Source organism: Candidatus Zixiibacteriota bacterium (assembly GCA_019038695.1).
In the GTDB taxonomy this organism is placed as follows: Bacteria; Zixibacteria; MSB-5A5; order GN15; family FEB-12; genus B120-G9.
Window position 1 is genome coordinate 110,070 of the sequence record JAHOYZ010000023.1, and the last position, 22,644, is coordinate 132,713.

16 protein-coding genes are annotated in these 22,644 nt (G+C 49.2%); 8 read left to right on the forward strand and 8 right to left on the reverse strand.

All coding sequences use genetic code 11. The features are described from left to right. Positions 1-2: 2 nt before the first annotated feature. The 4 genes from KOO62_08180 to KOO62_08195 all read right to left on the reverse strand — a co-directional run bounded on the left by KOO62_08180 (position 3) and on the right by KOO62_08195 (position 4,632). Positions 3-1,061, reverse strand: coding sequence for a FemAB family PEP-CTERM system-associated protein (locus tag KOO62_08180; protein MBU8933972.1), 1,059 nt, complete (start codon positions 1,059-1,061; stop codon positions 3-5). Further along, positions 1,054-2,535, reverse strand: a complete 1,482-nt coding sequence (locus KOO62_08185) for an O-antigen ligase family protein (GenBank protein MBU8933973.1) — start codon at positions 2,533-2,535, stop codon at positions 1,054-1,056. The genes KOO62_08180 and KOO62_08185 overlap by 8 nt, the downstream gene beginning before the upstream one ends. Continuing rightward, positions 2,532-4,043 carry an oligosaccharide flippase family protein gene (locus KOO62_08190; GenBank protein MBU8933974.1) on the reverse strand — a complete coding sequence of 504 codons (1,512 nt, stop codon included), beginning with the start codon at positions 4,041-4,043 and terminating at the stop codon, positions 2,532-2,534. The genes KOO62_08185 and KOO62_08190 overlap by 4 nt, the downstream gene beginning before the upstream one ends. A gap of 364 nt (positions 4,044-4,407) precedes the next feature. After that, the gene (locus KOO62_08195) at positions 4,408-4,632 is read right to left on the reverse strand and encodes a hypothetical protein (GenBank protein ID MBU8933975.1); all 225 of its coding nucleotides are present in this window, start codon (positions 4,630-4,632) and stop codon (positions 4,408-4,410) included. Between the two features lie 258 nt (positions 4,633-4,890). Between KOO62_08195 and KOO62_08200 the strand changes: the two genes are divergently transcribed. Next, positions 4,891-8,808, forward strand: coding sequence for a hypothetical protein (locus tag KOO62_08200; GenBank protein ID MBU8933976.1), 3,918 nt, complete (start codon positions 4,891-4,893; stop codon positions 8,806-8,808). 74 nt (positions 8,809-8,882) lie between these two features. On the opposite strand, the gene KOO62_08205 is transcribed toward KOO62_08200, so the two are convergent. Then, positions 8,883-11,102 carry a PKD domain-containing protein gene (locus tag KOO62_08205; protein MBU8933977.1) on the reverse strand — a complete coding sequence of 740 codons (2,220 nt, stop codon included), beginning with the start codon at positions 11,100-11,102 and terminating at the stop codon, positions 8,883-8,885. Between the two features lie 266 nt (positions 11,103-11,368). Here KOO62_08205 and KOO62_08210 point away from each other — a divergent pair, with 266 nt between their 5' ends. Then, complete coding sequence (locus KOO62_08210) at positions 11,369-12,688, forward strand: M48 family metallopeptidase (protein ID MBU8933978.1); 1,320 nt, start codon at positions 11,369-11,371, stop codon at positions 12,686-12,688. 119 nt (positions 12,689-12,807) lie between these two features. On the opposite strand, the gene KOO62_08215 is transcribed toward KOO62_08210, so the two are convergent. Then, a complete protein-coding gene (locus tag KOO62_08215; protein MBU8933979.1) occupies positions 12,808-13,275 on the reverse strand; it encodes a hypothetical protein in 468 nt (155 codons plus the stop codon). Positions 13,276-13,844: 569 nt separating this feature from the next. Here KOO62_08215 and KOO62_08220 point away from each other — a divergent pair. The 3 genes from KOO62_08220 (at position 13,845) to KOO62_08230 (ending at position 18,201) form a co-directional block, all read left to right on the forward strand. Then, positions 13,845-14,372, forward strand: coding sequence for a hypothetical protein (locus KOO62_08220; protein ID MBU8933980.1), 528 nt, complete (start codon positions 13,845-13,847; stop codon positions 14,370-14,372). 158 nt (positions 14,373-14,530) lie between these two features. Next, positions 14,531-16,732: a phosphoribosylformylglycinamidine synthase subunit PurL gene (gene purL, locus KOO62_08225; protein ID MBU8933981.1), complete on the forward strand. Its 2,202-nt coding sequence runs from the start codon at positions 14,531-14,533 to the stop codon at positions 16,730-16,732. 134 nt (positions 16,733-16,866) lie between these two features. Continuing rightward, entirely contained in the window at positions 16,867-18,201 is a 1,335-nt protein-coding gene (locus KOO62_08230) for an SEL1-like repeat protein (GenBank protein ID MBU8933982.1), read from the forward strand. A 10-nt stretch (positions 18,202-18,211) separates the two neighbouring features. Here the strand turns inward: KOO62_08230 and KOO62_08235 are convergent, their stop codons facing one another. Both KOO62_08235 and KOO62_08240 read right to left on the reverse strand, forming a co-directional pair. Then, the gene (locus KOO62_08235) at positions 18,212-19,816 is read right to left on the reverse strand and encodes a 3-isopropylmalate dehydratase large subunit (protein MBU8933983.1); all 1,605 of its coding nucleotides are present in this window, start codon (positions 19,814-19,816) and stop codon (positions 18,212-18,214) included. 14 nt (positions 19,817-19,830) lie between these two features. Further along, a complete protein-coding gene (locus KOO62_08240; protein ID MBU8933984.1) occupies positions 19,831-20,319 on the reverse strand; it encodes an HIT domain-containing protein in 489 nt (162 codons plus the stop codon). 192 nt (positions 20,320-20,511) lie between these two features. On the opposite strand from KOO62_08240, the gene KOO62_08245 reads away from it, so the two are divergent. The 3 genes from KOO62_08245 to KOO62_08255 all read left to right on the forward strand — a co-directional run bounded on the left by KOO62_08245 (position 20,512) and on the right by KOO62_08255 (position 22,640). Then, complete coding sequence (locus KOO62_08245) at positions 20,512-21,090, forward strand: hypothetical protein (protein MBU8933985.1); 579 nt, start codon at positions 20,512-20,514, stop codon at positions 21,088-21,090. 72 nt (positions 21,091-21,162) lie between these two features. Further along, positions 21,163-22,149, forward strand: a complete 987-nt coding sequence (locus KOO62_08250) for a site-specific DNA-methyltransferase (protein MBU8933986.1) — start codon at positions 21,163-21,165, stop codon at positions 22,147-22,149. After that, a complete protein-coding gene (locus KOO62_08255; protein ID MBU8933987.1) occupies positions 22,146-22,640 on the forward strand; it encodes a hypothetical protein in 495 nt (164 codons plus the stop codon). The genes KOO62_08250 and KOO62_08255 overlap by 4 nt, the downstream gene beginning before the upstream one ends. The last annotated feature ends 4 nt before the right edge of the window (positions 22,641-22,644 follow it).

The window sequence follows — 22,644 nt, forward strand, 5'->3', positions numbered from 1 at the left end:
AACTACGGTAGTTTCGTCACTATTTTGGGACCGATAATATTTGCAAGCCATATTGGCATTCTGCGCCAAATTGATATGGCCATTCTGAACCTTGGATTACTTGGATTCAACTCCGGAAGAGAGTCAATTGACAGGAGGCGATATTGCCAGGTCTGTATCTTCGGTTCCTTCAACCACTGCTTCTTGAAGCGATAAGTTCCGGCACCCTCGGAACTTCTGCCAAAATCAAAGACTCTGGAGCCACGTTCAATGCAACGTTTGATTACTTCCCAGTACAGCAGGTTATTAGGGCAAAGGCTAAGGTAGTCACGAATCGCCGATGCCGAAGGGACTCCGGAATAATCCCCATAGTGAACCAGCAGGCCAGCCGCAATTACTTTGTTACCCTTATGAACCAAAGCCAGTTCCGTATCCTCACCAAACTGCTCAAAGATTTTTCGAAATAGACTCCTTGGCCAAACCGGAGTGCCGAGGTCTCTCATGTTGCGGGAAAATATCCGATAGAACTCGCCTAATAACTCAGGGCCACCAAACTCTACTTTCAGCCCGTTTTTTTCTGCTTTGCGCACCTGATTGCGGGCTTTGGCGTCGAATGATTTCCAGACGGATTCTTCTCCATCACTAAGTCCAAGATGGAACTGTCGCTTATCGGTTTTCTCTACAACATTTGGAAGCTGATTAGAGATCGCTCGTAGCTCCACAAATTTACACTGAAACTCCCTGGCCTTTTCTTCCGCCCGGTCGACCAGGGCAATATCAATTTCAATAGCATCAGACAGAGGCCCGCCATAGTCAAGCCATGGCATAGAGATTAAAAACCGACCAAATATGGAACTGCTTAACAACACTGACGGCAGAATACCTACAACTTGATTATCCTGCCGCGCAATCCAATAGAATGGTCTGGCGGAAAAAGCGGATTCGAATATTCCGGACCAGGCAAACCTGTGGGCATACGTGCGAGATGAATGATTTGCCAGGTAAGTGTCCCACTGACCGGCATCGCTTGTTTCGGCCAGGCTTATCCTGATTGAGTCATATGATGTGGAAGCACTACTCATCAGTTTTCACCGAAAGATAGGATGCCTCTGTTCTTTCACGATCCTTGTCCTGGTATAAATCGACCAGAACTATAGTGGCCGCAACTAGATAGTAGAGCAAATAATTGTGTGCCTGAGTAAGGAAGAAGGCACAAACTCCATAGCCTATCATGCTACCATAAATTATGTCCCTAATTTCTCTCATGTCAATCTCATCGGCGTCCAGTTCATTCCTCTCAAACGTCATCCTTCTCAACTGGAGAATTGTAAAGAAGAAAAGAAACAGAAAACAACCCAGACCAATCAGGCCTGTTTCCGCACCCACCTGTATCAGAGTGTTATGAGGAGCATTCCACTTGGATGGAAGATAGCCTGCTGGCCGAAAATCAGTACCGAAGGCTGTTTCAAATGCCCCCGCACCTACACCATTTAGAGGTCTGTGGAGCATCATATTCAACCCTGCTCCCAGAGTATGTAACCGGGCGGAAGCTGATGCCTCCTGATTGGGCTCGGCTATAGTCTCGTACCGATCAGTAATTTCAGTTGGCAGGGCAACAAAACCAATGATTCCCATTAGTACGATCGCTATCGCTGCTACTATTTTGTTACGGCGACGAAGGAAGTAGAAAAAGAAGACTGCTATCAATCCGAGGAATCCGCCCCTGGACTGAGTGACGATTGTTCCAGAAAAAAGTACTGCCACTGAAAGCCAGTACATTATGCGACCAATGTATGCGTGCGAACGTATTCTCAGCCAGAAGGCTGAAAGCGGTAATGCCGCTACAAAAAACAGGGCGGCATCATTGGCATCGCCAAACATCTTCGCACCAATTGCAGATGCGGCTCTTCCTCCATCCAAGAAATAGCCCTCCAGCGTTGATATGGCTAACACGAGCACGCAGACAAGTGTAATCAATGACATGACTTTCAGCCTTTGAAGATTCCTTACAAGATTAATGATGAGGATGTAGAAAAGGATGATCTTGGTATAGTCAACGGCTACTTGCAAAGAAGCGCTCGGCCAATAGGACATGGGTATCGAAAGAAATAGAGTAATGAGAATGCCGGTAATTGCCCAGGTTTGTCGATACCTGAAAAACAGTTTTCTTCGGATGATTGCCTGCGCGACCATGATGAGCAATGTACCGCCACCCACCAACTTGGCAAGCGGAACAGCCTCCAGCGCCGGAACAAGATCAGCCGGGCGAATGAAATTGACAATCGTGAAGGCTATCAAGCCCACGATGGGGTGAATAATCGTCAGGGCAACCGCCAACACAATAATGACGAGCAATACCAGTACCATACCATCAACGTATGGGACTGCGATACCAAGTCCGACCGCCACAATTATCAAGATAGCAATCCACAGATGCCGAGCCTTCATGTATATACGAGAAGATTCATCCACGAGATCGGGTGCTCTGTTCAAGTTGACTTTCGAACCCGGTGAGTCCGAAGGCCCACTATTCTCACTTACTGGATATTCACTCATTGTCCCACCGTGCGAAAAGAATTTAGCACAGCCCTGGGATTACGAACTGCTTTGATGATTATTTCTCTTTCGCGCGGTCGGATCCACCCGCTCCAGAAGAGCACGAACAAGAAGAACAGATACATCGCCGACTTTATCGCAAGAACAGCAACCAGGTCGCCTTTCACCCAATATGACGCGACTACCAGCGTTGCCGCCAATCCAATCGCCGTCAGGATTCTTCCCCAATCATAATTTACTCTGAAGAGTCTTTGCGAGTACCAATGGAGAAGTTGGAACCGGACCCAACCGGCTACCAGAGTCGCGACCGCCGCTCCCATCGCTCCGTACCGGGGTATCAATTGGAAACACAGTACAATCATGACGACAACACCTATGCCCGCAGCATAGGCACCGTACTTGGTTTGTTTGGTTATGAGAATACCGCAATTGGTGTGCTCTCTCATGCCAGCCACCACATACGCCGCACAAATGACCGGGACAAATTCCCAGGCACGCCAGTAGGCTTCATCGGCAATGAACTCAATCACTTCCTTGATAAAGAGTGACATCCCAAGACAGAAGAGAACAGAAATCAGAATCTTGTATGTCAGGACAGTTGAAATCGTCTCAGGGCCATCCTTGCGCTTGGCGACCACAAACATCTCTGCTCCCCAGAACTGTCCAAAGGGCAGATTAACCAGAAACGAAACCATAATGCCAAATGAGAAACCGAGAGCAAATATGCCAACCTCGTCAAGACTGGAATAGTAGTTCAAGAAATAGCGACTGGAAAATGTCAGGATAAATGCGCCGATTGAAGAAAACACCATAGGATAACCATACCGCGCCATAACCTTGAGTTTTGGCAAAGAAATTGAAATCCCTGTTTTGGCAAAAGTGGTCACCACGAGGTACCCGCCAACAACAATAGAACTAATCAGTGAGCTGTACAATATCCCCAGTACGCCCAATCCCAAGGCAACAACAGCTATTATGTTTAACGACAGTTGAATAACCAACCTTACCATCGAGATAGTGACAAAAGACCCAGCCCTCTGCATCGCACGGAGATAAATCATTGGAATTTCTATGCCCGCAGATAACATCATGGTAACAAAGATCACCCGAAAGTGATGTGTGTATTCATCGGTCGAAAAAACTAGTTGAGAGGCATGAGAACTATTCAAAGCCAAAAGTCCAAAGACCGTACCAAACAACACCAAAGAAACAGACAAGGCTGTGGAGACAACTTCGTTCTGATCCTTCTCGCTATCGTAGTCGTAGTAAAACCTTAATACCGCGGCAGCGAGCCCGATGCCTATCAGCATAGAAACAACGTTCGTTGTCATGGCAAGAAGCTCCATCACCCCGTAGTCAGCCGGGATCAGATACCGGGTATAGATCGGTATCATAACGAATCCGACCGCCTTGGAGATAAGCACACCAAGCATATATATCGAGGATTTTGTTATCAGCTTTCGATAGTTGATACTCTCTGCCACGGCTTCTACCTTGGTCTCGTTCATTAACTTAATGACAATCTGGTCTTTTAAACTAATATCGACCGGACCCTAACGGCTAACAACAAAATATTTCGATTATCGCCTTGTACACTTAAGTACGGTAACCGACAGTGTAACCGGATTGCTGCCTTTTCGCAGACCATAGAGAGATATACGATATTCCATTTGCCTCGGACTTGAGGATATTGGATTGGACATCGACATATTTGCTCATCAAGGATTCTGAATCAGACAATGAAGGTTGCCGTCGAGGGAAAGGATTGTAAATCCATCGAGATAATGAAAATCATTCAAATTGATGCCTACCGATTGTCGGTTGAAGATAGGCAGAGCTGATGGTTAAATGGTAAACAAGTGACCCAACTCGCTATAGGCCTTTGATCCCAAGGATCAGAACCACTATTGCAATCACACCCATGATAGCTCTCACGGCGATGACCAAGCCACCAAAATGCCGTGCGTGCCAATCGGCCAGTGATTTCCAACGCAGGAAGCGGAGTATCTTGATCCTCAGGCAAAGAAATTTCGGTACTATGGGAATCAAAGCTACCAGGATCGCCGCAATGATGAAGTAGTAGATTGTCTCTGACATGATAATCTCCTGTCTTACTCTCTAACATAAGATACAACAAATAGACCGGAATATTCAATTTTATTGATAGTGACACATATCATGTTGTCTGTTATAGACTGACCACATTATTACTCTGCTAATATAATATCCATGAATATTTTACGGAGTGTATTGCCGCGTTGCTAACCAAGAAAGACCTTGCGACCGGACTGACTGTCTCGTAGGTTATTTACCATAGTGCCCAATGGAGGAATCCGGTACCAAGGAAGGGAACCCATGCCCAACAAATATCGATCAAGCTGGCTCATCTGGCTGTCACTGCTGACAGCGATTACATTTCTGATGGTAATTTTGCCACGATGTACCAATCGAAGTGTCAACACGACCAATGCACCCTCGGTTGATCTCAGCTTCAAACTGGCGTCATCTGAGCTGAGCCAAATGATCAACCGGTTACACATAATTGTCACCGGCGACAACATGGATTCCATCGATGTGATGATTCCGGTCTATGAAGATCAGGGACTGGTGTTTGGCGATACGCTGGAAATTCCAGTCGGAGAAAATCGACACTTTATTGTCGAAGCCCTGGACGCTGAAGGGAATGTGCTGTACCGGGGAGAGCAGTTTACGGCAGTGACTCCTGATATCACAATCACTGTGCAGGTTATGCTGGAACCGGAAGTCTCCCTTCTCAAGTTGCAGCCACGTTATGTAGAGATTGATGAAGGGAAGGCGTTTAGCGTCGATGCTCGCATTTTCAATGTGTTGGATTTGTACGATCTGACGTTCCGCGTATACTATGATTCGACTGTACTAAAATCGGTAAGTGTTGAGCCGGATACCCACTTCAATGCAAGCCATCTTGATTTCTCCTATTCCCTCGTTGAAGCAGATCCATCCTATGCAGAGATCAACATTTCGTACATTGATGGCAGTGTGTTGCTGGTAGACTCAAGCGGAAGTGCTACTCTGGCCGGGCTTTCGTTTGTGGCTCGTGATATTGTCGGTGTTGTGGACTCGACTTATCTAAGAATTGATACCGTGAATATGTATGCCCTTGATGGGGGAGTGCCGGTTATCGAGGAGCCGTTTATCTTTGACAGTTGTCTGGCACGGATAACGGAAGACACAACCTGGGTTGCGGACACTTTACCAGCAGTGGTGGCTCTTCTTACGCCTTCGGACATGACTACTGAGACCGACCTGAGCGTACTCCTGACCTGGCAGGCCAGCGAGCGCGCAGATTTGTATGATCTCGCAGTATCGACCAATGTCTCATTCAGCCCGACGTGGATCATCGCCACCAACCTGACGACAACATCGTACCAGCTGACCAATCTTACCCACGCTACGACATACTATTGGCAAGTACAGGCTCACAATGATTATGGACCTGCGGATTGGTCGGACAACTGGCGTTTCACTACTACGGGAGACGTCATGTCACCGACTGCTATCGAAGATCTACTGATCGCGGATTCCACAACCGGTACCGTGCTATTGACGTGGACGGCACCGGGGGATGATGGTGATATCGGTACGGTAGATCAGTACGATATACGGTACTCCCACGAGTACAGTATTCTTGTTGATTGGACTTCGGCTTTGCAGGTGGCTGGCGAACCAACTCCACATGTGGCGGGCACATCGGAATCTCTCTGGGTGTACGATCTGCCGGATGGCTGGAACTACTTTGCCGTTCGAAGCAGTGACACGGTCGGCAACATGTCGCCAATATCAAATATCGATTCGGTCTATTTCTTCCCTCAGATCGGAATAGCTGAGTTCGATATTGATTATGACAGCATGGGGATTGGCTGGAAAGCCGACTGGGATGATACTCAGATAGCATTCCGATGGTCAAACCTGGACGGGGCAACTGGTTATTATATCTACGCACGAGACAACGGACTCAATACTGACTTTGTCCAGGTCGCTGATGTAGTCCATGCCGACTATCTTCAGTTTCAACAGGCATGGGTAACACTGCCGACTCAGTTCGACAGTGATCTATCCGACGCCATTCAGACACCGTTTTGTAATTCAACTGCTATAGAGTTTAGCATTCGAGCATACAACAATTTTGGAATGGGACCATTCTTCACGCCGTATGTTTCCCTCAGCGATTCCACTCCACCCGTATTCGAAATGGTCCACACATATGGCGATGCCGACAACATCCCTGGAACTGAGTTCATTGATGATTCCATAAGCCTTGATCGTACGCTCGAATACTGCCAGACAACCAGCAACCCTGTCTTCTCTTTCATTGAAGCGGGCGGTGATGAAAACTACGTGTTGCCGGCGTCATCGGTGAACTGGACCTGGAACAGCGATTACCGCAATGACAACGGCGCTTTCATCAGAGTCCCTGCTGGTGTCTGCGGCGCGGGTGATCTCCTGGTTGTAACGATTCGTGACAATTCCGGCAACGCCGCCTACGACACACTTCGTCTCCTGCCGTATATTGATGTCATAACTCCCAATGAATCTACGAGTGGATTTGAAGGCCCCCTTGGGACAGTCATATGGACTTACGCTCACCCAGCTAATACCAATTACGGCAGCACTCTCAACTACTACCTTTCGCTGGACAACGGCGCTACTTTTGTGGACACGGCTTACGAATTCGCAAGTGTTACTGCTGGTTCGCAGGCAGCTTCACTCTACGATACGCTGTTCTCCACCCAAGCCCGGATTGGTCTGCAAAACATAAGCGGCGGGTGCATCTGGCTCAGTGAACCGTTCACGTTGGGTGGTATCGAACTAACCGGACCGGACACGATGGTTTGGGCCTACGAGATCGCATACGATCTGGACGGCACCGATTCGACGGCAATTCCAATTACCTGGGAATCGGAGGGAATTGATGAGGTCAAGATCTGGTGGCGTGAGCATACAGCCTCGTCTGCCATATCTTACACCTCGGTCCCAGTCCCCAATACCGGATCATATGATTTCTACCCGAGGGACCTGGGGTTCAATTACAGTGTGAAAGTCGGAGTGATGGATGCTGATGCCGATGGCCGTCCGATGGACACGCTTGGCTGGCAGATTTCGGTAGTGCATGAATCATTGACCCCTGTATTCCCGGGCGTTGAGAATGAGCTTATCGGCGGCGCGGATACTACTATATCGTGGACTGTTGGCGGCAGTAATTCCGGCAGTGTGCTACTCCAGTATAGCCAGGATGGCGGCTCCAACTGGCACGATATTGCTATCGTTCCCAACACTGGTTCCTACCGCTGGGCAGTACCGCAGAATATCCCCTCGGGTATTTTCAAACTGCGCTTCCGCGATGCCGATGATGAGCAGACACTCGCTGAAATTAGTGGCTTGACCATGACAGGCGTTCAGATACTGTCTCCCAATGGTGGAGAAGAATGGCTGGTTGGCAGCATGCAGACAATCCAATTTGCTGTATTCGATGCCTATGGCGCCCCCTATGTCGATCTCTACTTCTCAAGCACTGATTGGGCGGACTCGACGCTGATCTCCTCATCCAATTATGGCAGTTCTTACACCTGGACCGTTCCCAATATCCCTACCAACAATGGAGCCATCCGGGCCTACGGGACCGAACTGGGGCTACTCGATGAGAGTGATGCACCCTTTACAATTGCCGGGTTCAAGGTGACTTATCCAAACGGTGGGGAGACTCTTGAAGTCGGCAGCAGTGTAGATATCAAGTGGGAGACTATTGGGTCAATTGAGGCGGTCGATATCTACATCGAACCTGAAGGTTGGCAGTCGATTGCAGTTGGTGTTCCCAATACCGGTTCTTATACATGGGCAGTGCCGGATTATGCCGGATTGGAAACCCGGCTCAGAGTCACTCAAGCCTCGAACACAGCCTGTAATGATGTTTCGGATAGTTGGTTCTCGATTGCAGAACTTACTGTTACCAGTCCTAACGGTGGTGAGATTTGGTACTGGGGCGAAACCCGGCTGATTGACTGGACTGTTTATGGATGGGAGGGAAGCTTTGACATCTTCCTCTCCAGTAATGATGGATTACAGTGGGTACCGCTTGTCTCCGGGGTCAGCAGTACATCCTATAGTTGGTATCTAAATCCCGAGGGAGCTATTTCTGGGACTTTTCTACTGAAGGTCATTACTCAGGATGGTCTGTTGTTTGATCAGAGCGATGCGACCTTCGAAATCCGGACATCCCCAGGAGGCAATCATTAGACTAACCAGGCATCCAGGTATAAAATAAAAAAGGCCGGTCCCCAAAGGGATCGGCCTTTTTCGTAGGCTTATCGCTAACAATCAGGCGGTGGTGGTCCACCGGTGAAGAGATAGGCTACCAGATAGGTCAAATCGGCTACATCGATAGGACCACCGGAATCACTAAGCGCATCAACATTGGCGGCATCCTCGCACGGAGGAGGAGGACCGCCAGTAAATAGATAGCCCACAAGATACGTGAGGTCGCCAATATTAATTGGACCTTCGCCTTCCATGAGATCGTCCACATTTCCACGAACTTCACAGCAACTGCCAATTATTACCAGTCCGGGTTTTCCCGGGATATCGTATTCGGCCATTGTTCCTAAATAACTTGGTATGTATGAACTGTAGCCGCCTACGTTAATTGTCGTAGACTCACCCCAGGCAGCGCCAGGATCCACTGTGAAGTAGGCCTTGAGAATTGGCCCTTCGCCGCTAGGCAACTCCGGTTGAGAACCATCCTCGGAACTGATCAGTGAGAATGTTTCGTGCTTCCCCCATGGGTCACTGTGGTTTACTACAATTGTGTCAAAATAGTCAGTCCTGCATCCAACCGTAGAGACAGAGTCCAGGGTAAGGTCGAGATCGCCGAAGTAATCGATCGGTACCTTTGTAATCCGAGTCGGTATAGAATTGTAGGTCGAGATGGTCACTACAACTTGCTGTCCTGGCGAACAGTTGACGGTATCAGCTTCCATCGTATCGGCTACAGCCGCAATATAACCGTGCCTGGTCAGAGAGCGAATGTCACCTGCCGCGTTAATCTCCAGCGTGACATCATAGAGACCACGTTCGGTATAAGTGTGACTGGGATTCTGGGTGGTAGACGAATCGCCATCTCCAAAAGCCCAGGTCCAGGTATCAGGATTGAGTTTGGAAGTAGATGTAAAATCGACATTATGCGGTAACCATCCAACCTGCGTATCTGTCTGGAATCCAAGCCCAACTTCGGCCAATGCTTTGATGCAGAAATTGGCGGAATTATTGAAGTCATATAAATCCAGCCAGTCGCCGCCGGATCGGTAAAAGCTCTCGCCCGGATTAGCCGAAGAAACGACAATTGTTCGATAGTTCGCACCCAGCAGAACCGGAATATCGGAAGTACAATCATAGGCTTGCCCGCCATGGGACAGATGCAGGTAGACATAGAAAGTATCACTCTGCTTGAGAATGAATTGATCGTCAAGATCAATCGTATGGAAACCGGTTAATCCGGCTCTGCCAGACATGGTTGACAGGGGATTCGCCAATTCGCCATCCTCATGGCTACTATAGATCGTAGCAACATAATCGACACTGTCGTCGGCCGTATAGAAACTTACGGCTTGTAGCTTCTGTCCTCCCCCGGCAACAAATACATTGAACGCCTCGACAGCATCGGTCTTGGTTTCGCGCCAACCGTGATAGTCGTGGTAGTAAACGTAGTCGTACGGCATGGGGCCGACACCCTGATAGGAAATTGCCCCCATCTGAGGGTGTTGGCAGCAATGTTTGTCATAATATGATATCCAGAAATAACCACTCTCGCCCCAGCCCGATCCCCAACTGTTCTTGATTAACCATGCGCCTGGGTTCGGAGCCTGAGTGGGCTTGTTGTCGTCCCACCCTACTATTGCAACAGCGTGGTTGGGATCAAGACTATTACTGGGCGGCTGATAATGAACAGTGCCATCCATGAAATAACCGTCGTAACAGAGGCAGGTACCTATCACGCCATCGGACATAATCTTTTCCTTGATGGCATCCGCATTCTCCAGATTGGGTCCGGCCACCAGCCATTCCACATCGTTGGCATAGAAGTAGTGATAGCTTGTGTCGAATCGCAACGGGGGTTCATTATACGACTGTCCGTCGATCTCCCGGACTGCTCCCTCGCGCCGGCTCAGATAGGCTTGAGTAACCATGTAGTCACCACCTTCGTGAACCACCAGGCCGCCTCCAGTAGGCGGAGACGCATCGTCATTGTTGTGTACATTGAACCCGTTCCACCAATCCATGTGATATTCGGCCAGAGCCGGCTCGCCTGCTTCGCCAGCCGCCGCCCAGGCTCCAGTCATTAGCATATTGCCTTCCATAGCGGCAAAGGCGCCGTGAGCCCAGCAAGTACCGCCCTGCTGATTTTTCACCGTTGTTACGTAGTTGATACCGCCAACATCCCGCAGATCATAACTGCTGGGTGGTTGGGCTACCAGAATCCCTGACAGCATCAGCACCAAGCTGAATACCATTACATTCAGAACGGTCCGTTTCATGTCTCCTCCGATGTTCATTTTGTCGCTCCATCAGGCGGCTGGATTTCTAAGCGAGGTACAGTCGGTATGAATACTTTTCTCCACTAAAACCTATGTCACAATATATATAGAAAAACTAGACCGTCAAGCTCCTCGACCAGAAAAGCTCATATCAATGTTCTGTCCATAAACTCACAGATGTCAAATGTTGTCCGTTGCAACTGACTAGAGTTCTCCGTATACTTGCTTTCAGATCGAGATCCCCAGCCTCAAGCTTGGAGAATATCATGTCAAAATTCGCCCTCCTGACTCTAATACTGCTATCGGTAACATTGATCTCAAGGACAGTGGCTGCAGAGGATATGTCAATCAATACAGTAGAGGACAGTGTGACCAATCCGGCTAATGACTCACTTGCGTCTGAGGTGATAGCTGTCACTGCAACAGAGATGGAGTCCGAGACTCCTCTTTATCCTATGTCCCAGGAACGCAAACAGAGACTGATTGAATATTCGCGGTTCAAGAACATCTGGCGTTTTGTTAATTTCTTTATCGGTATTGGAATCTTGGCTGTTATTTTGTTCTCGGGGCTATCTGCCCGGCTTCGCAACTTGGCGCAGATTGCTCGCGCCCGTTTCTTTATCATGTGGCTGTATGTAATTCTAGTTCTGGTTATTGACTACCTGCTGAATTTGCCGTTTTCTATCTACCGTAGTTTTGTTGTTGAATCAAATTACGGCTTCATGAACCAGACCTTTATGGAGTGGTGGGGGGAAGATCTGCTCGGCCTCCTGATTCTGGCCGTCATTACCATTATCCCCATGTGGTTTTTCTATCGGCTCGTGGGTTGTATGAAGAGATGGTGGTTGGCATTTTCCATCGGGTCCATTCCATTCCTGATTCTATTGGTTGTTCTCGTACCGGTTGTAATCGCCCCCATGTTCAATGAGTTCGAACCGGTGAAAGACAAGGAGCTCGAAATCAAGCTGCAAACGCTGGCTTCTAAGGCTGGAATCGATGGAGCGGATGTCTTTCAGGTCAACGGCTCAAAGCAATCAACCAAGATCAATGCCTATGTCACCGGTATGTTCGGGTCGAAACGGATTGTTCTCTACGACACAATGATCGACAATTTCACTCATGATGAGATAATGTTCGTTATGGGTCACGAAATGGGCCACTATGTGAAACAGCATATATGGTGGGGATTGGCATTGTCTGTGGTGTTCATAATGTTCGCGCTCTGGTTGACTGATCGGGTTATTCACATAGTAATAGGGCGCTTCAAGCAGCGTTTCAAATTCGACCGTCTGGCTGATATTGCCTCATTGCCGCTTGTATTGATATTCATGTCAATTATCACCTTCGTATTTCAACCGATTACAAACGGGGCCAGCCGCTACATGGAGCATACCTGCGATACTTATGGTATTGACATCACGGATATCGATGGTGAATCGGCGGCTCTCGCCTTTGACAAGCTATCAGTATTTAATCTGTCCGATCCTTCCCCGCACCCCATCATTGAGTTCTGGTTCTACGATCACCCTGCGCTGGACGGTCGCATGGCCTTTGTTCGGGAATATGCCAACAAGGTCCGGAAATAGCGCCGCCGATAATTCTGAAACACGACACAATCGTGTTTAATAAAAAAAGGCAGGGACATCATCCCTGCCAAAAACTCTTGCATAATCAAGAATGACTATGCTAAGGTGTGGGCACCTTCTTACTCGGTACTCGCTACAGGTAGAAGCTTGATTTCTACAAGGATCGACGAACCGGCGCCTTCGTCGAGCAACTGTCTCAGCTTGAGCGTGTCGGTAGAACGATCCAATTCAAACAGACCGACCGGATTTTGACTCTCAATACACGCTACACACAACGCTCCCAACGGATCAGAGGCATCAACTGTCAGCCGTACTCTATCTTCGAGTGCGTACCGACCCGAAGATTCGCAGATACAGAAATCCGTCATGTTATCGGTATCAACATCCAGAATCCACTTCTGATCCGTGAATATCCAGAGAATCCGCTGTTCCTGAGTTACGCCACTGCCACCTTCGTCTGTTCTCGAATACCAGCCGTAGTAGCTACCAGCCAGTGATGGTGGCTTCGGCAACACTATGTCCGATGCACAACTGGCAATCAACGCACCAACAACAACTACTACAACACATACAGCAATCTTCGTCATATTCAATCTGCTCCTCACATTCTCAGTTTCAGTCAAAGAATATATATGGGGGAAGTGTTATGCACAACCCCAAAAGAAGTCCTTTTCTGTTTTTTTAACGCTTATGCCAAAACGTCTGTTCAATTCTGTTTTTCGTTTTTTTCCGACGATCTAGCCGGAAATTGGTGTCGTTTAGCCGGAGCAATGCCACAGGCGCTGATCAGAGGATAACTTCACAATATCTTATCAAGACCATGTCGAGACTGAACGCTGTTTATAACATTTTGTGATACAGTGCATTACAAGCGTGCGTTAGTTCCTCAAGACGCCATGCTCTCGAAACTTGTCCTGTCCACCCTCGCCCTTTCCTGATAACAACCAAAGAGATTGACAAACGGGAAATCGGTTCTTATAATGTGGTGACATTTCGAAGTCTGTTATTGGATCCACATGGTCTGGGACTTCCCCCTCTGCCCCCGATTATGCCCACTAGCAGGCTTCTTTTTTTTGTGAGCAAGGCTTCCATCTCTTTTGTCACTCTAATGGTAGCGTCAGACCGGGTCGATAAAACCGAAAACGGAGTCTGATGCGTGAAAATAAGAACACTTATCTTTCTTGGGTTGCTATTAATAACCAGCGGGTGCAAGCAGAAGCAGGATTTACCTGCTGTTCCAATGGTAGTCGATAGCCTCAAGGCAACGTTTTCAGAGTTGAAACAAGCTGCGATGGAGCACAATGAGGAGCGATTTTTCGCATTACTCGATCCAACTGAAGCGGCTGACCTGCAAATTCTTGCCCGCCAACACGGGTACGTTTCGATCTCCTCGTACATCAGGCAGCACTATCATAACTGGCCCGATCTTGACACTCTCAATTACCGAGAGTTGAAAGCCTCCGGTGACTATATTCGCCTGTCCCTGTCAGGCCCGGGGACTAATCTGGGGCGGCAGCAGTCACAGGTCAGGCATACTTTCCTTCTTTTTCGGAACCATCCCGGTGGTTGGACATTGGCTGGTATGAGTAACCTGGAAACTCCAGACCGTGATCGGTACGGGAATGAGATCACAGTGCATGAGACCGATCTTCCGCCAAACCTCCGTTTCCCTCGTTGTTTCTAAGTACATTCGATATTCTTCTGGAAGACAAACAACCGGCTCATTTCCTTTTAGCTACTTCTCAACGTTGACCGCAGGTGTCTTCCCCACTATATTCATCTCCTTAAACTGAAGGAGGTGCTTTGGAAACGGCCTACAAGCAACCGCCGGTCACACCGGAGATGGTGACGGAACACGGACTGAACGAGGAAGAATACGCTCGGATTAAGAAAATCCTTGGGCGTGAACCCAACTACACTGAACTGGGTATATTCTCAGTGATGTGGTCGGAACACTGTTCCTACAAGAACTCGATTGCCTTGCTGAAGACTTTCCCACGCGAAGGGAAGAACCTGCTCACCGAAGCGGGTGAGGAAAACGCAGGAGCAGTCGATATCGGTGATGGGTTAGCGGTCGTGTTCAAGATAGAATCACACAACCATCCCTCTGCCGTGGAACCCTACCAGGGAGCGGCAACCGGTGTCGGTGGCATTCTGCGTGACATCTTCACTATGGGCGCTCGTCCGATAGCATCGATTAACTCCCTGCGCTTTGGCTCACCGGATAATCCTCGCGTTCGATATCTTGTGGACGGCGTCGTACGCGGCATTGGTGACTACGGCAACTCGTTTGGCGTTCCGACGGTGGCCGGAGAAGTCTACTTCGATGAAGCCTACACCGGCAATCCCTTAATCAACGCTATGGCGGTTGGACTTGTGAAATCCGATGGCATAATTTCCGCCGTGGCCAAGGGTGAGGGCAATCCGGTCATGATCGTTGGTTCCACCACTGGACGCGATGGAATCCACGGGGCGACGTTTGCCTCCGAAGAACTCACCGAGGAATCCGAAGAAAAACGCTCGTCGGTGCAGGTGGGCGACCCGTTTACCGAGAAGTTGCTGGTCGAGGCAACACTGGAGATTATTCAGAAAGATTTTGCTGTTGGTATTCAGGATATGGGCGCGGCTGGGATCACATGCTCCTGCACTGAAATGTCCGCCAAGGGGGAGTCCGGTATTGAGATCGATATCGACAAAGTTCCCGTGCGTGAACCGGGCATGATCCCTTATGAGACGCTTCTCTCCGAATCGCAGGAGCGTATGCTGGTCTGTGTGAAAAAGGGTAAAGAAGCGGCAGTGACCGAGGTGTTTGACAAATGGGGATTGGATTCGACGATTATCGGCAAAGTAACTTCGGACGGTCTTTTTACCGTGAAGCTGCATGGCGAAGTCGTATCACAGATTCCATCGGAAGTGCTTGTGCTGGGTGGCGGAGCACCGATCTATCATCGCGAAACCAAACGACCGGCTTATATGGATCAGATCGTCAAGCTCAACATGACCGACTATGCCACCGACCGTGACTGGAATGCCGATTTGTTGACTATGCTGGCGGCTCCGAATATATGTAACAAGGCCTGGGTATATGATCAGTATGATTCGATGGTCCGTACCAATACAGCCGTAGGACCGGGATCCGATGCTGCCATTCTCCGCATCCGAAAAACACGCAAAGCACTGGCTATGGTCACCGACTGCAATGGTCGCTATTGTTACATCAACCCGCGGCTTGGGGCACAAAGTGCTGTGGCGGAGTCCGCTCGTAATATCGTCTGTTCCGGAGCACTTCCGTTGGCAATTACCAACTGTCTCAATTTTGGGAATCCGTATAAACCTGAAATCTACTACGGTTTCTCTGAGGCGGTGGCTGGTATGGGCGAGGCCTGTCGGGTATTCGATACACCGGTAACGGGTGGCAATGTTTCGTTCTACAATCAAGATCCCGACCGAGCAGTATTCCCCACGCCTACTATTGGCATGATCGGGCTGGTTAAAGATATCGATCATGTCACTACCCAGTCGTTTAAGGAGACCGGAGACATTGTTTTTCTACTGGGTGACAACACGGAACACCTGGGAGCATCGGAGTATCTTCACACGGTCTATGGGCAGAACCGGGGTGCGGTACCACCGTTGGACCTGGCATTTGAGAAAAAACTGCAGGTTGCATTACTCAAAGCTATTCAAACAGGCCTGATTCAATCAGCCCATGATGCTAGTGACGGTGGTCTGGCTGTTGCTCTGGCCGAGTGCTGTGTGTCAGACAAGGATAATCAGATAGGTGCAGATATCAAACTGAATGACGACATGCGCCCCGATGCTCTCCTGTTCGGTGAGACGCAATCACGGGTGATAATCAGTTGTGCACCTGACAAAGCATCAGGTATTGAGAAGTTGTTCAAAGATGGCAATGTGCCTTGCCATCGGATAGGTATAGTGGGGGGGGATTTGCTTAAGATCAAAGGTTTGGTCAGTCAATCAGTAGTGGCGATGTCGACAGCTTTTTTCGATGCTATGCCGGCGTTCATGGATCGAATCGAATAGCGGTCTGCGGCTTGACGACTGGTGTCTTGCTACTTGACGTATGCGTATGGTTCGCCGTTGTTAACATTGATGTTAGGTCTGTCGTAACCTGGTGCTAATCTTGTTTCACAATAGAGAGTACAATCTGAGATCACATGACTAAACCCACAAGAGCACTAATAATAATCAGCATAGCTCTAATATGTCCTGTAGCCTGCCCAGTCGCTGATTCAATTGATTTGGAGCCTATCGTTAGGAGAGCGGAGAGTGGAGACGCGTACTACCAGGGTGTATTAGGGGCTATATACCGCCGGGGAGAAACAGGTGAGACTAATTATGAAAAAGCGTATCAGTGGCTGAAACTATCATCTGATAATGGTAACCCGATTGGACTGTACAACCTGGCGGCATTGTATGAATCTGGGAAATTCGTTGGCAAAGACACCGCGTTAGCCAATACACTCTACGCTCAAGCGTATGAACCAATGCTTCAACTGGCCCTCCAGGGTGATCCCGTAGCCCAGGTAAATTTGGGCTACTTGTTGGAAATTGGTGCCGGTGTTGATGCAGACCTTCAGGAAGCGCTTAGATGGTATGAAAAAGCAGCCAAAGCAAATTATCCCCGTGCACAGTTCATTTTGGGCTACAAACACTATCATGGTTGGGGATATGAAAAAGATTATGGTAAGGCAATAGACTGGTTCACTCGGGCGGCGAAGCGAGGTTATGGTGCCGCCCAACACCGGTTGGGAAACATGTATGCCAATGGCATTGGAGTAGCGGCGAGTTACGATGACGCTGTAGGATTCTTCCGAGAGGCAGAACAGTCGCAGAACAGCAGGGAGGCCATCGGTGCCGACTCGGTGCAGTATGTATTGAATGGCATCGCCTATGATGGCGACAAAATCATCCCCGGATTGCTTCCGCCCGAGTTCAAGTATGATATCCCCGAGGGCAGTTGTGGGGAAGCCTGTCTTTGGAGCGTAATCAATGCCAACGGTTTCGTAACTTCACAGATTGAGATAAACAATGACGGCGGTTATCCCGGAAGAGGATTGCACAGCAACGAACTGCATAGACCCCTCGACAAACATAATATTGTCTACGTCGATCATATGACCAGATCGTATTTTGATTATGCAATATCATTCCTGAATCCGGTTAATTATCTCTCTTCGCATTCAGAGGAATACAGGGAGTTCCTGTATGATGTTGTGATTGAGAAAATCAAGCAGGGCACGCCAATTATCTTGGGACTGAAGATATATCCTGATCGTCATTTTTTCTGGGATTGCGATCACTTCATATTGTTGGTCGGATACAACGAAGAAACCAATGAGATTATTTATAACGACTTTGATCGTCGGGGAAGAATAAGCGCGGACAAGCTTCTGGACCAGAGCGACGGATATTCCATAATCAACAGGTACAATTTTCTGAACTACATAGAAATTGAGAATCCTAGCCGACATCTGTCTGAACCACAATAATCTTGTCTGTTTATTTGACGTATGGTTCGGGGTTGGTGATACGGCCGTTGAGGGCTGAGGCAGCTGCTGTGGCCGGAGAACAAAGGTACATTTCACCGGAGTCGGATTGTCCCGAGTAGGCTGTTGTCGGGTCAGCTGTTGTCAGGCCACGTTCACCCGGGGCCAGCATCTGATGGAACCGTCCGGCGAGAAATGTACTCGAAGAGCTGATTATCATTGCTCCAGCTTCCGCCAGAACTCTGATCAACCCTTTCCTGAGAGCCTCCAGATAGACCTGGTGAGATCCGGGCAGAATTATCAGCCGGCACTGTGGATCCACCTTGTTCCCCTTGAGAATGTTGGCCGCGATCCGAAGGTCATCGAACCGTCCGTTGTTGAAAGTACCGATGATGACCTGATGAATACTGAGACCATCGTGTTCCCTGACTGGATTGATCGTGCTGATCCCTTCCGGTCCTGCTATCTGTGGTGTTAGCCGATCGATGTTGAACTGGTAGGCTTCGTCATAGACGGCATCCTTGTCGGCAATGACCGGCCGGTAGTTACTGTCGTTGCGACCGGTCAAATAGCGACGAGTAACTGCCTCGAAAGGACACATGGCTGCTTTGGCTCCCATGTCAACCGTCAGCTGGCACAGTGTTACACGTTCGCTGATACTCATGTTGGCTACCGCCTGTCCATGAAACTCGATAGCACTGTATTCAGCCCGGGAAGTCCCCAATTGTTTGATAATAGTCATGGCGATATCCCTGGCATAAGTCCCGCGTGGTCGTCGGCCGCTGATATCTATTCGAATCGATGGCGGTACTTTCAGCCATAACCGTCCACTGGCCAAAACCGTAGCCATTTCGACAGCATCAATGCCGACTGCGAAGGCGCTCAAGGCACCCAGCGACACGGTCTGTCGGTCAGTCCCCAGAACTAACTGTCCGGGCAGTATATGGCCATTCTCGATTGATAACTGATGGCATGTTCCCTGGTGCGTATCATAGAAATTGGTGATCTTCTGTCGTCGGCAAAAATCGCGTGCCAGCTTGAGATTGGCAGGGTCTTCAGTCTGTGATGGATCGGTGCCATCCAGGCTCACCGCTATTCGTGCAGGATTCCAGACAAATTCAACGCCGATATCCTTAAAGGTACTAATGACCCTGGCGATATCACGATTCACAACGACCTGGTCCGGTTCAACAACCACTAGTTCGCCAATTTTTATTTTCTCCAGTCCAGCCGCCCGGGCGAGAATCTTTTGAGCGACGGTCTGTTTTCCGTAGAGGGGAGCAACATGGTTACGCTGATCCACGCCGGGAAGATTCAGTTCGAGTTGTTCCAACTTCAGGAACGCCGGTTTTTCCCTAATACCATAACGACGTCGCCAATTATAGAAAGCGGCTTTGGAAATGCCGAGTTCGAGTCCGCACCGATCATCATCACCAAACCGTTCCCACAAGTTGCGAACTTCGCTATCAGAGAACTTCGGCTGCGAGTGTTTGGGAACGTTCTTCTTGCGACGCCAGTACGCGACGAGGTAGGCGGGCACCCCTCCCAGCCGTTCACCGATTTTCTCGTCGGTCCGATACAGTTTCTGAAGCTGCATCAGTTCGGCCTTGGTAGGCATTTTGCGGCGGGGACTCACAGTTTGTCGAATTCCTTTCTGATTGCCTCGTAGACCAACTCCAGACCGACCGAGACGATGTTGGTCTTGCCGATGATCGGCATGAAATTGGTGTCGCCTGTCCAGCGGGGAACAATGTGCATATGAAGATGTTCGGGAATTCCCGCTCCGGATTCTCGACCCAGATTCATGCCGATATTGAGCGAATGAGGCTTGAGCGCTTGCTTGATCATTCTGACAGTCAAACGAGTCAGGGAGAAAAACTCATTTCCTTCTTCCTCGGTCAATTTTTCAAGCTGGCCTACATGTCGGATGGGCACGACCATAGCGTGACCTGAGTTGTAGGGAAACTTATTGAGAATAACAAAACACTTATCGCCGCGATGCAGGATTAGATTTTCTACAGAGTCCTCGCTCTCTAGCCGGTTGCAAAAGATACAACCCTTCTCTCTTTCACTCAGAATAAACTCTGCTCTCCACGGTGCCCATATCATCTTGTCTACCATAGTGCTATATGATACGCAGATTTCACGGCTCTGCCAAGCGATCACCATATTTTTTGTAGTAATTTTCGTGAACTCGTTGATGGGCAGTACGTTTGATTGAATCTGCAACTTTGACATTGTCGCAAGAAATCCGTATCATAGACTGTTCGTATTCTTTCGTATGTAAGTTGGTCAATCAAATGGGAGGTCCCTATGAAGCGGATGTTACCGGTTTCTCTTATGATGATGGTTCTCTTGGCCAGCAGTTCTCTTGCATTTGATGGAAATCGCAAGGGGTTCGTAGTCGGGGGTGGACTTGGTTTTGCGCCCACTGCGACCAGCTCCATCGACAGGGACGGCCCAGATACCGAGGACAATGGATCAGGTCTTGGCTTGAATCTGGTGATTGGTTATGCCTGGGATGAACATAATATGCTCGTCTGCGAAGGAAATATTGCAAGTTATTCTTCGAATCAAACTTACATCTGGCTCCCTTTTCGAACCGTCATGCAAGGGTTCTATGGTGCCTCATGGTATCACTATTATGGTCCGCAAGGGAGATCATTCTTCACAGCCGTTGGTTTGGGACTCTATGTTTTTGAAGATGGGTGGTCACAGTGGTGGGGATTCGAAGCACACGATCCTGGCGCTGCTCTGCTTCTCGGAGGTGGATACGAATTTGCAAGGCATTTTCAGGTAGGAGTCTATGTGTCTACAGGTAAGACCTCGGAACGGACCGATGACTACAACCACAGTCATATATCTGTACTTGTGAGCGCGGTGGCATTCTGAAGAATCGGAAGTGGAAAGTGGTATTCTACTATTTTTGTTGAACCGTCCATGACTGCACTGTAGCATATCTCCATGCTGCGAAACTCACTGCCGCGTCTCGACAATGACACTACCGGCCTTCGACGCCGGATTCTCCCCCTATGTCGTTTGAAGCAAGGGGAAGTATGGGAAGATCCCGATGGAACCCATCTGGTCGCCTGTGGGGATGCTACTGACCGAGCATTTGTACAGCAGTTGTTTGGCCGCTCCCGGGCATCGCTCGCAGTCCACGACCCGCCCTATAATCTGGTGGCATTCGAGACCAAATCGATCGAGGAGTATATCGCCTGGTCCCTGGTTTGGGTAGACTGCTGTCGATCAGTTCTGGCAGGCGACTCGTCGCTCTATGTCTGGCTGGGTGCGGACCAGAACGATCATTTTCAGCCTTTGCCGCAGTTTATGGCAATGATGATGTCCAGCGAATTCAAATCGCGATCGTTCATTACCATGCGGAACCAGCGAGGTTACGGAACCCAGAGCAATTGGATGGCTGTGCGGCAGGAATTGTTGTACTATACGCTTGGCCGTCCGTCATTTGATGTCCAGTACACCGATATTCCAAAAGTACTGCGGGGCTATTACAAGGAAATTGATGGCCAGCGTACTGAGAATTTCCAGCGCAGTCGATCAGGAAATATTCGAGCGAGCAATGTTTGGGTAGATTTACAACAAGTGTTCTATCGTCTGGCGGAGAATGTCAGTGGGTGCTATGCCCAAAAACCGCTGGCGGCAATCGAACGTATTGTGTCGGCTTCGTCAGCCAAAGGTGATCTGGTCACTGACTTTTTTGCCGGTTCGGGGACTACGTTGCTGGCTTGCGAACTGCAGAACCGACGCTGTATCACTTTCGACAGCGACCCCATTATGGCCGAAATAGCAATCCGTCGCCTGTTGCGATTCCGGGCTACCGGCAAAACAGGGTGGCAGGCAAGTAATCCCTTCGATTCAGAATCAGGGATTAAGGACTCAGGCCGTAGATCGACGACGGCGCCATTGGCCGCAACAACCGAGGCATTATGAACGACATCAAAGGTTCTTTCATTGCAATCAAGGACACCGTCACTGCCGATATGATCTGTTCTTCCAAACACCAGAACGAGCATGATCCAGCACGACTGGCGGAACATCTTTTTGAGAATCTGGACAACGGAGTACCCGAGAAGATTGCACCGGCTTCCATTCTGATTGTAGGGGATAGCTTCGGTCGCGGCATGGTCGGCGATGTCCCCGTGCGCGCGCTGCTTGCAGCCGGTATTAAGTGCGTTATCGGGGTCAACTTTGAACGAGGGTTCTACCGCACGGGAATCAATGGTGGCCTGGCTCTGGTCGAGGCCGACCTGTTGGCGGGACAATTGTCCAACGGAGACAGTATAGCCGTCAATCTCGCTGAAGGTACAATTACCTATGCTGGAGGGGAGACAACTTTTGCCCCATACCCCAAGTCTGTCCGGCAAATCATCGAAACCGGGGGCCTGGTACCGGCTGTCAAGACCCAATTGGGTAAAACCTGACCGA

What these genes read in the sequence shown, in the direction of transcription:
- KOO62_08180 (MBU8933972.1), bottom strand. Translation starts at nt 1,061, where the DNA reads ATGAGTAGTGCTTCCACATCATATGACTCAATCAGGATAAGCCTGGCC.
- KOO62_08185 (MBU8933973.1), bottom strand. Translation starts at nt 2,535, where the DNA reads ATGAGTGAATATCCAGTAAGTGAGAATAGTGGGCCTTCGGACTCACCG.
- KOO62_08190 (MBU8933974.1), bottom strand. Translation starts at nt 4,043, where the DNA reads ATGAACGAGACCAAGGTAGAAGCCGTGGCAGAGAGTATCAACTATCGA.
- KOO62_08195 (MBU8933975.1), bottom strand. Translation starts at nt 4,632, where the DNA reads ATGTCAGAGACAATCTACTACTTCATCATTGCGGCGATCCTGGTAGCT.
- KOO62_08200 (MBU8933976.1), top strand. Translation starts at nt 4,891, where the DNA reads ATGCCCAACAAATATCGATCAAGCTGGCTCATCTGGCTGTCACTGCTG.
- KOO62_08205 (MBU8933977.1), bottom strand. Translation starts at nt 11,102, where the DNA reads ATGAAACGGACCGTTCTGAATGTAATGGTATTCAGCTTGGTGCTGATG.
- KOO62_08210 (MBU8933978.1), top strand. Translation starts at nt 11,369, where the DNA reads ATGTCAAAATTCGCCCTCCTGACTCTAATACTGCTATCGGTAACATTG.
- KOO62_08215 (MBU8933979.1), bottom strand. Translation starts at nt 13,275, where the DNA reads ATGACGAAGATTGCTGTATGTGTTGTAGTAGTTGTTGTTGGTGCGTTG.
- purL (MBU8933981.1), top strand. Translation starts at nt 14,531, where the DNA reads ATGGTGACGGAACACGGACTGAACGAGGAAGAATACGCTCGGATTAAG.
- KOO62_08230 (MBU8933982.1), top strand. Translation starts at nt 16,867, where the DNA reads ATGACTAAACCCACAAGAGCACTAATAATAATCAGCATAGCTCTAATA.
- KOO62_08235 (MBU8933983.1), bottom strand. Translation starts at nt 19,816, where the DNA reads ATGCCTACCAAGGCCGAACTGATGCAGCTTCAGAAACTGTATCGGACC.
- KOO62_08240 (MBU8933984.1), bottom strand. Translation starts at nt 20,319, where the DNA reads ATGGTAGACAAGATGATATGGGCACCGTGGAGAGCAGAGTTTATTCTG.
- KOO62_08245 (MBU8933985.1), top strand. Translation starts at nt 20,512, where the DNA reads ATGAAGCGGATGTTACCGGTTTCTCTTATGATGATGGTTCTCTTGGCC.
- KOO62_08250 (MBU8933986.1), top strand. Translation starts at nt 21,163, where the DNA reads ATGCTGCGAAACTCACTGCCGCGTCTCGACAATGACACTACCGGCCTT.
- KOO62_08255 (MBU8933987.1), top strand. Translation starts at nt 22,146, where the DNA reads ATGAACGACATCAAAGGTTCTTTCATTGCAATCAAGGACACCGTCACT.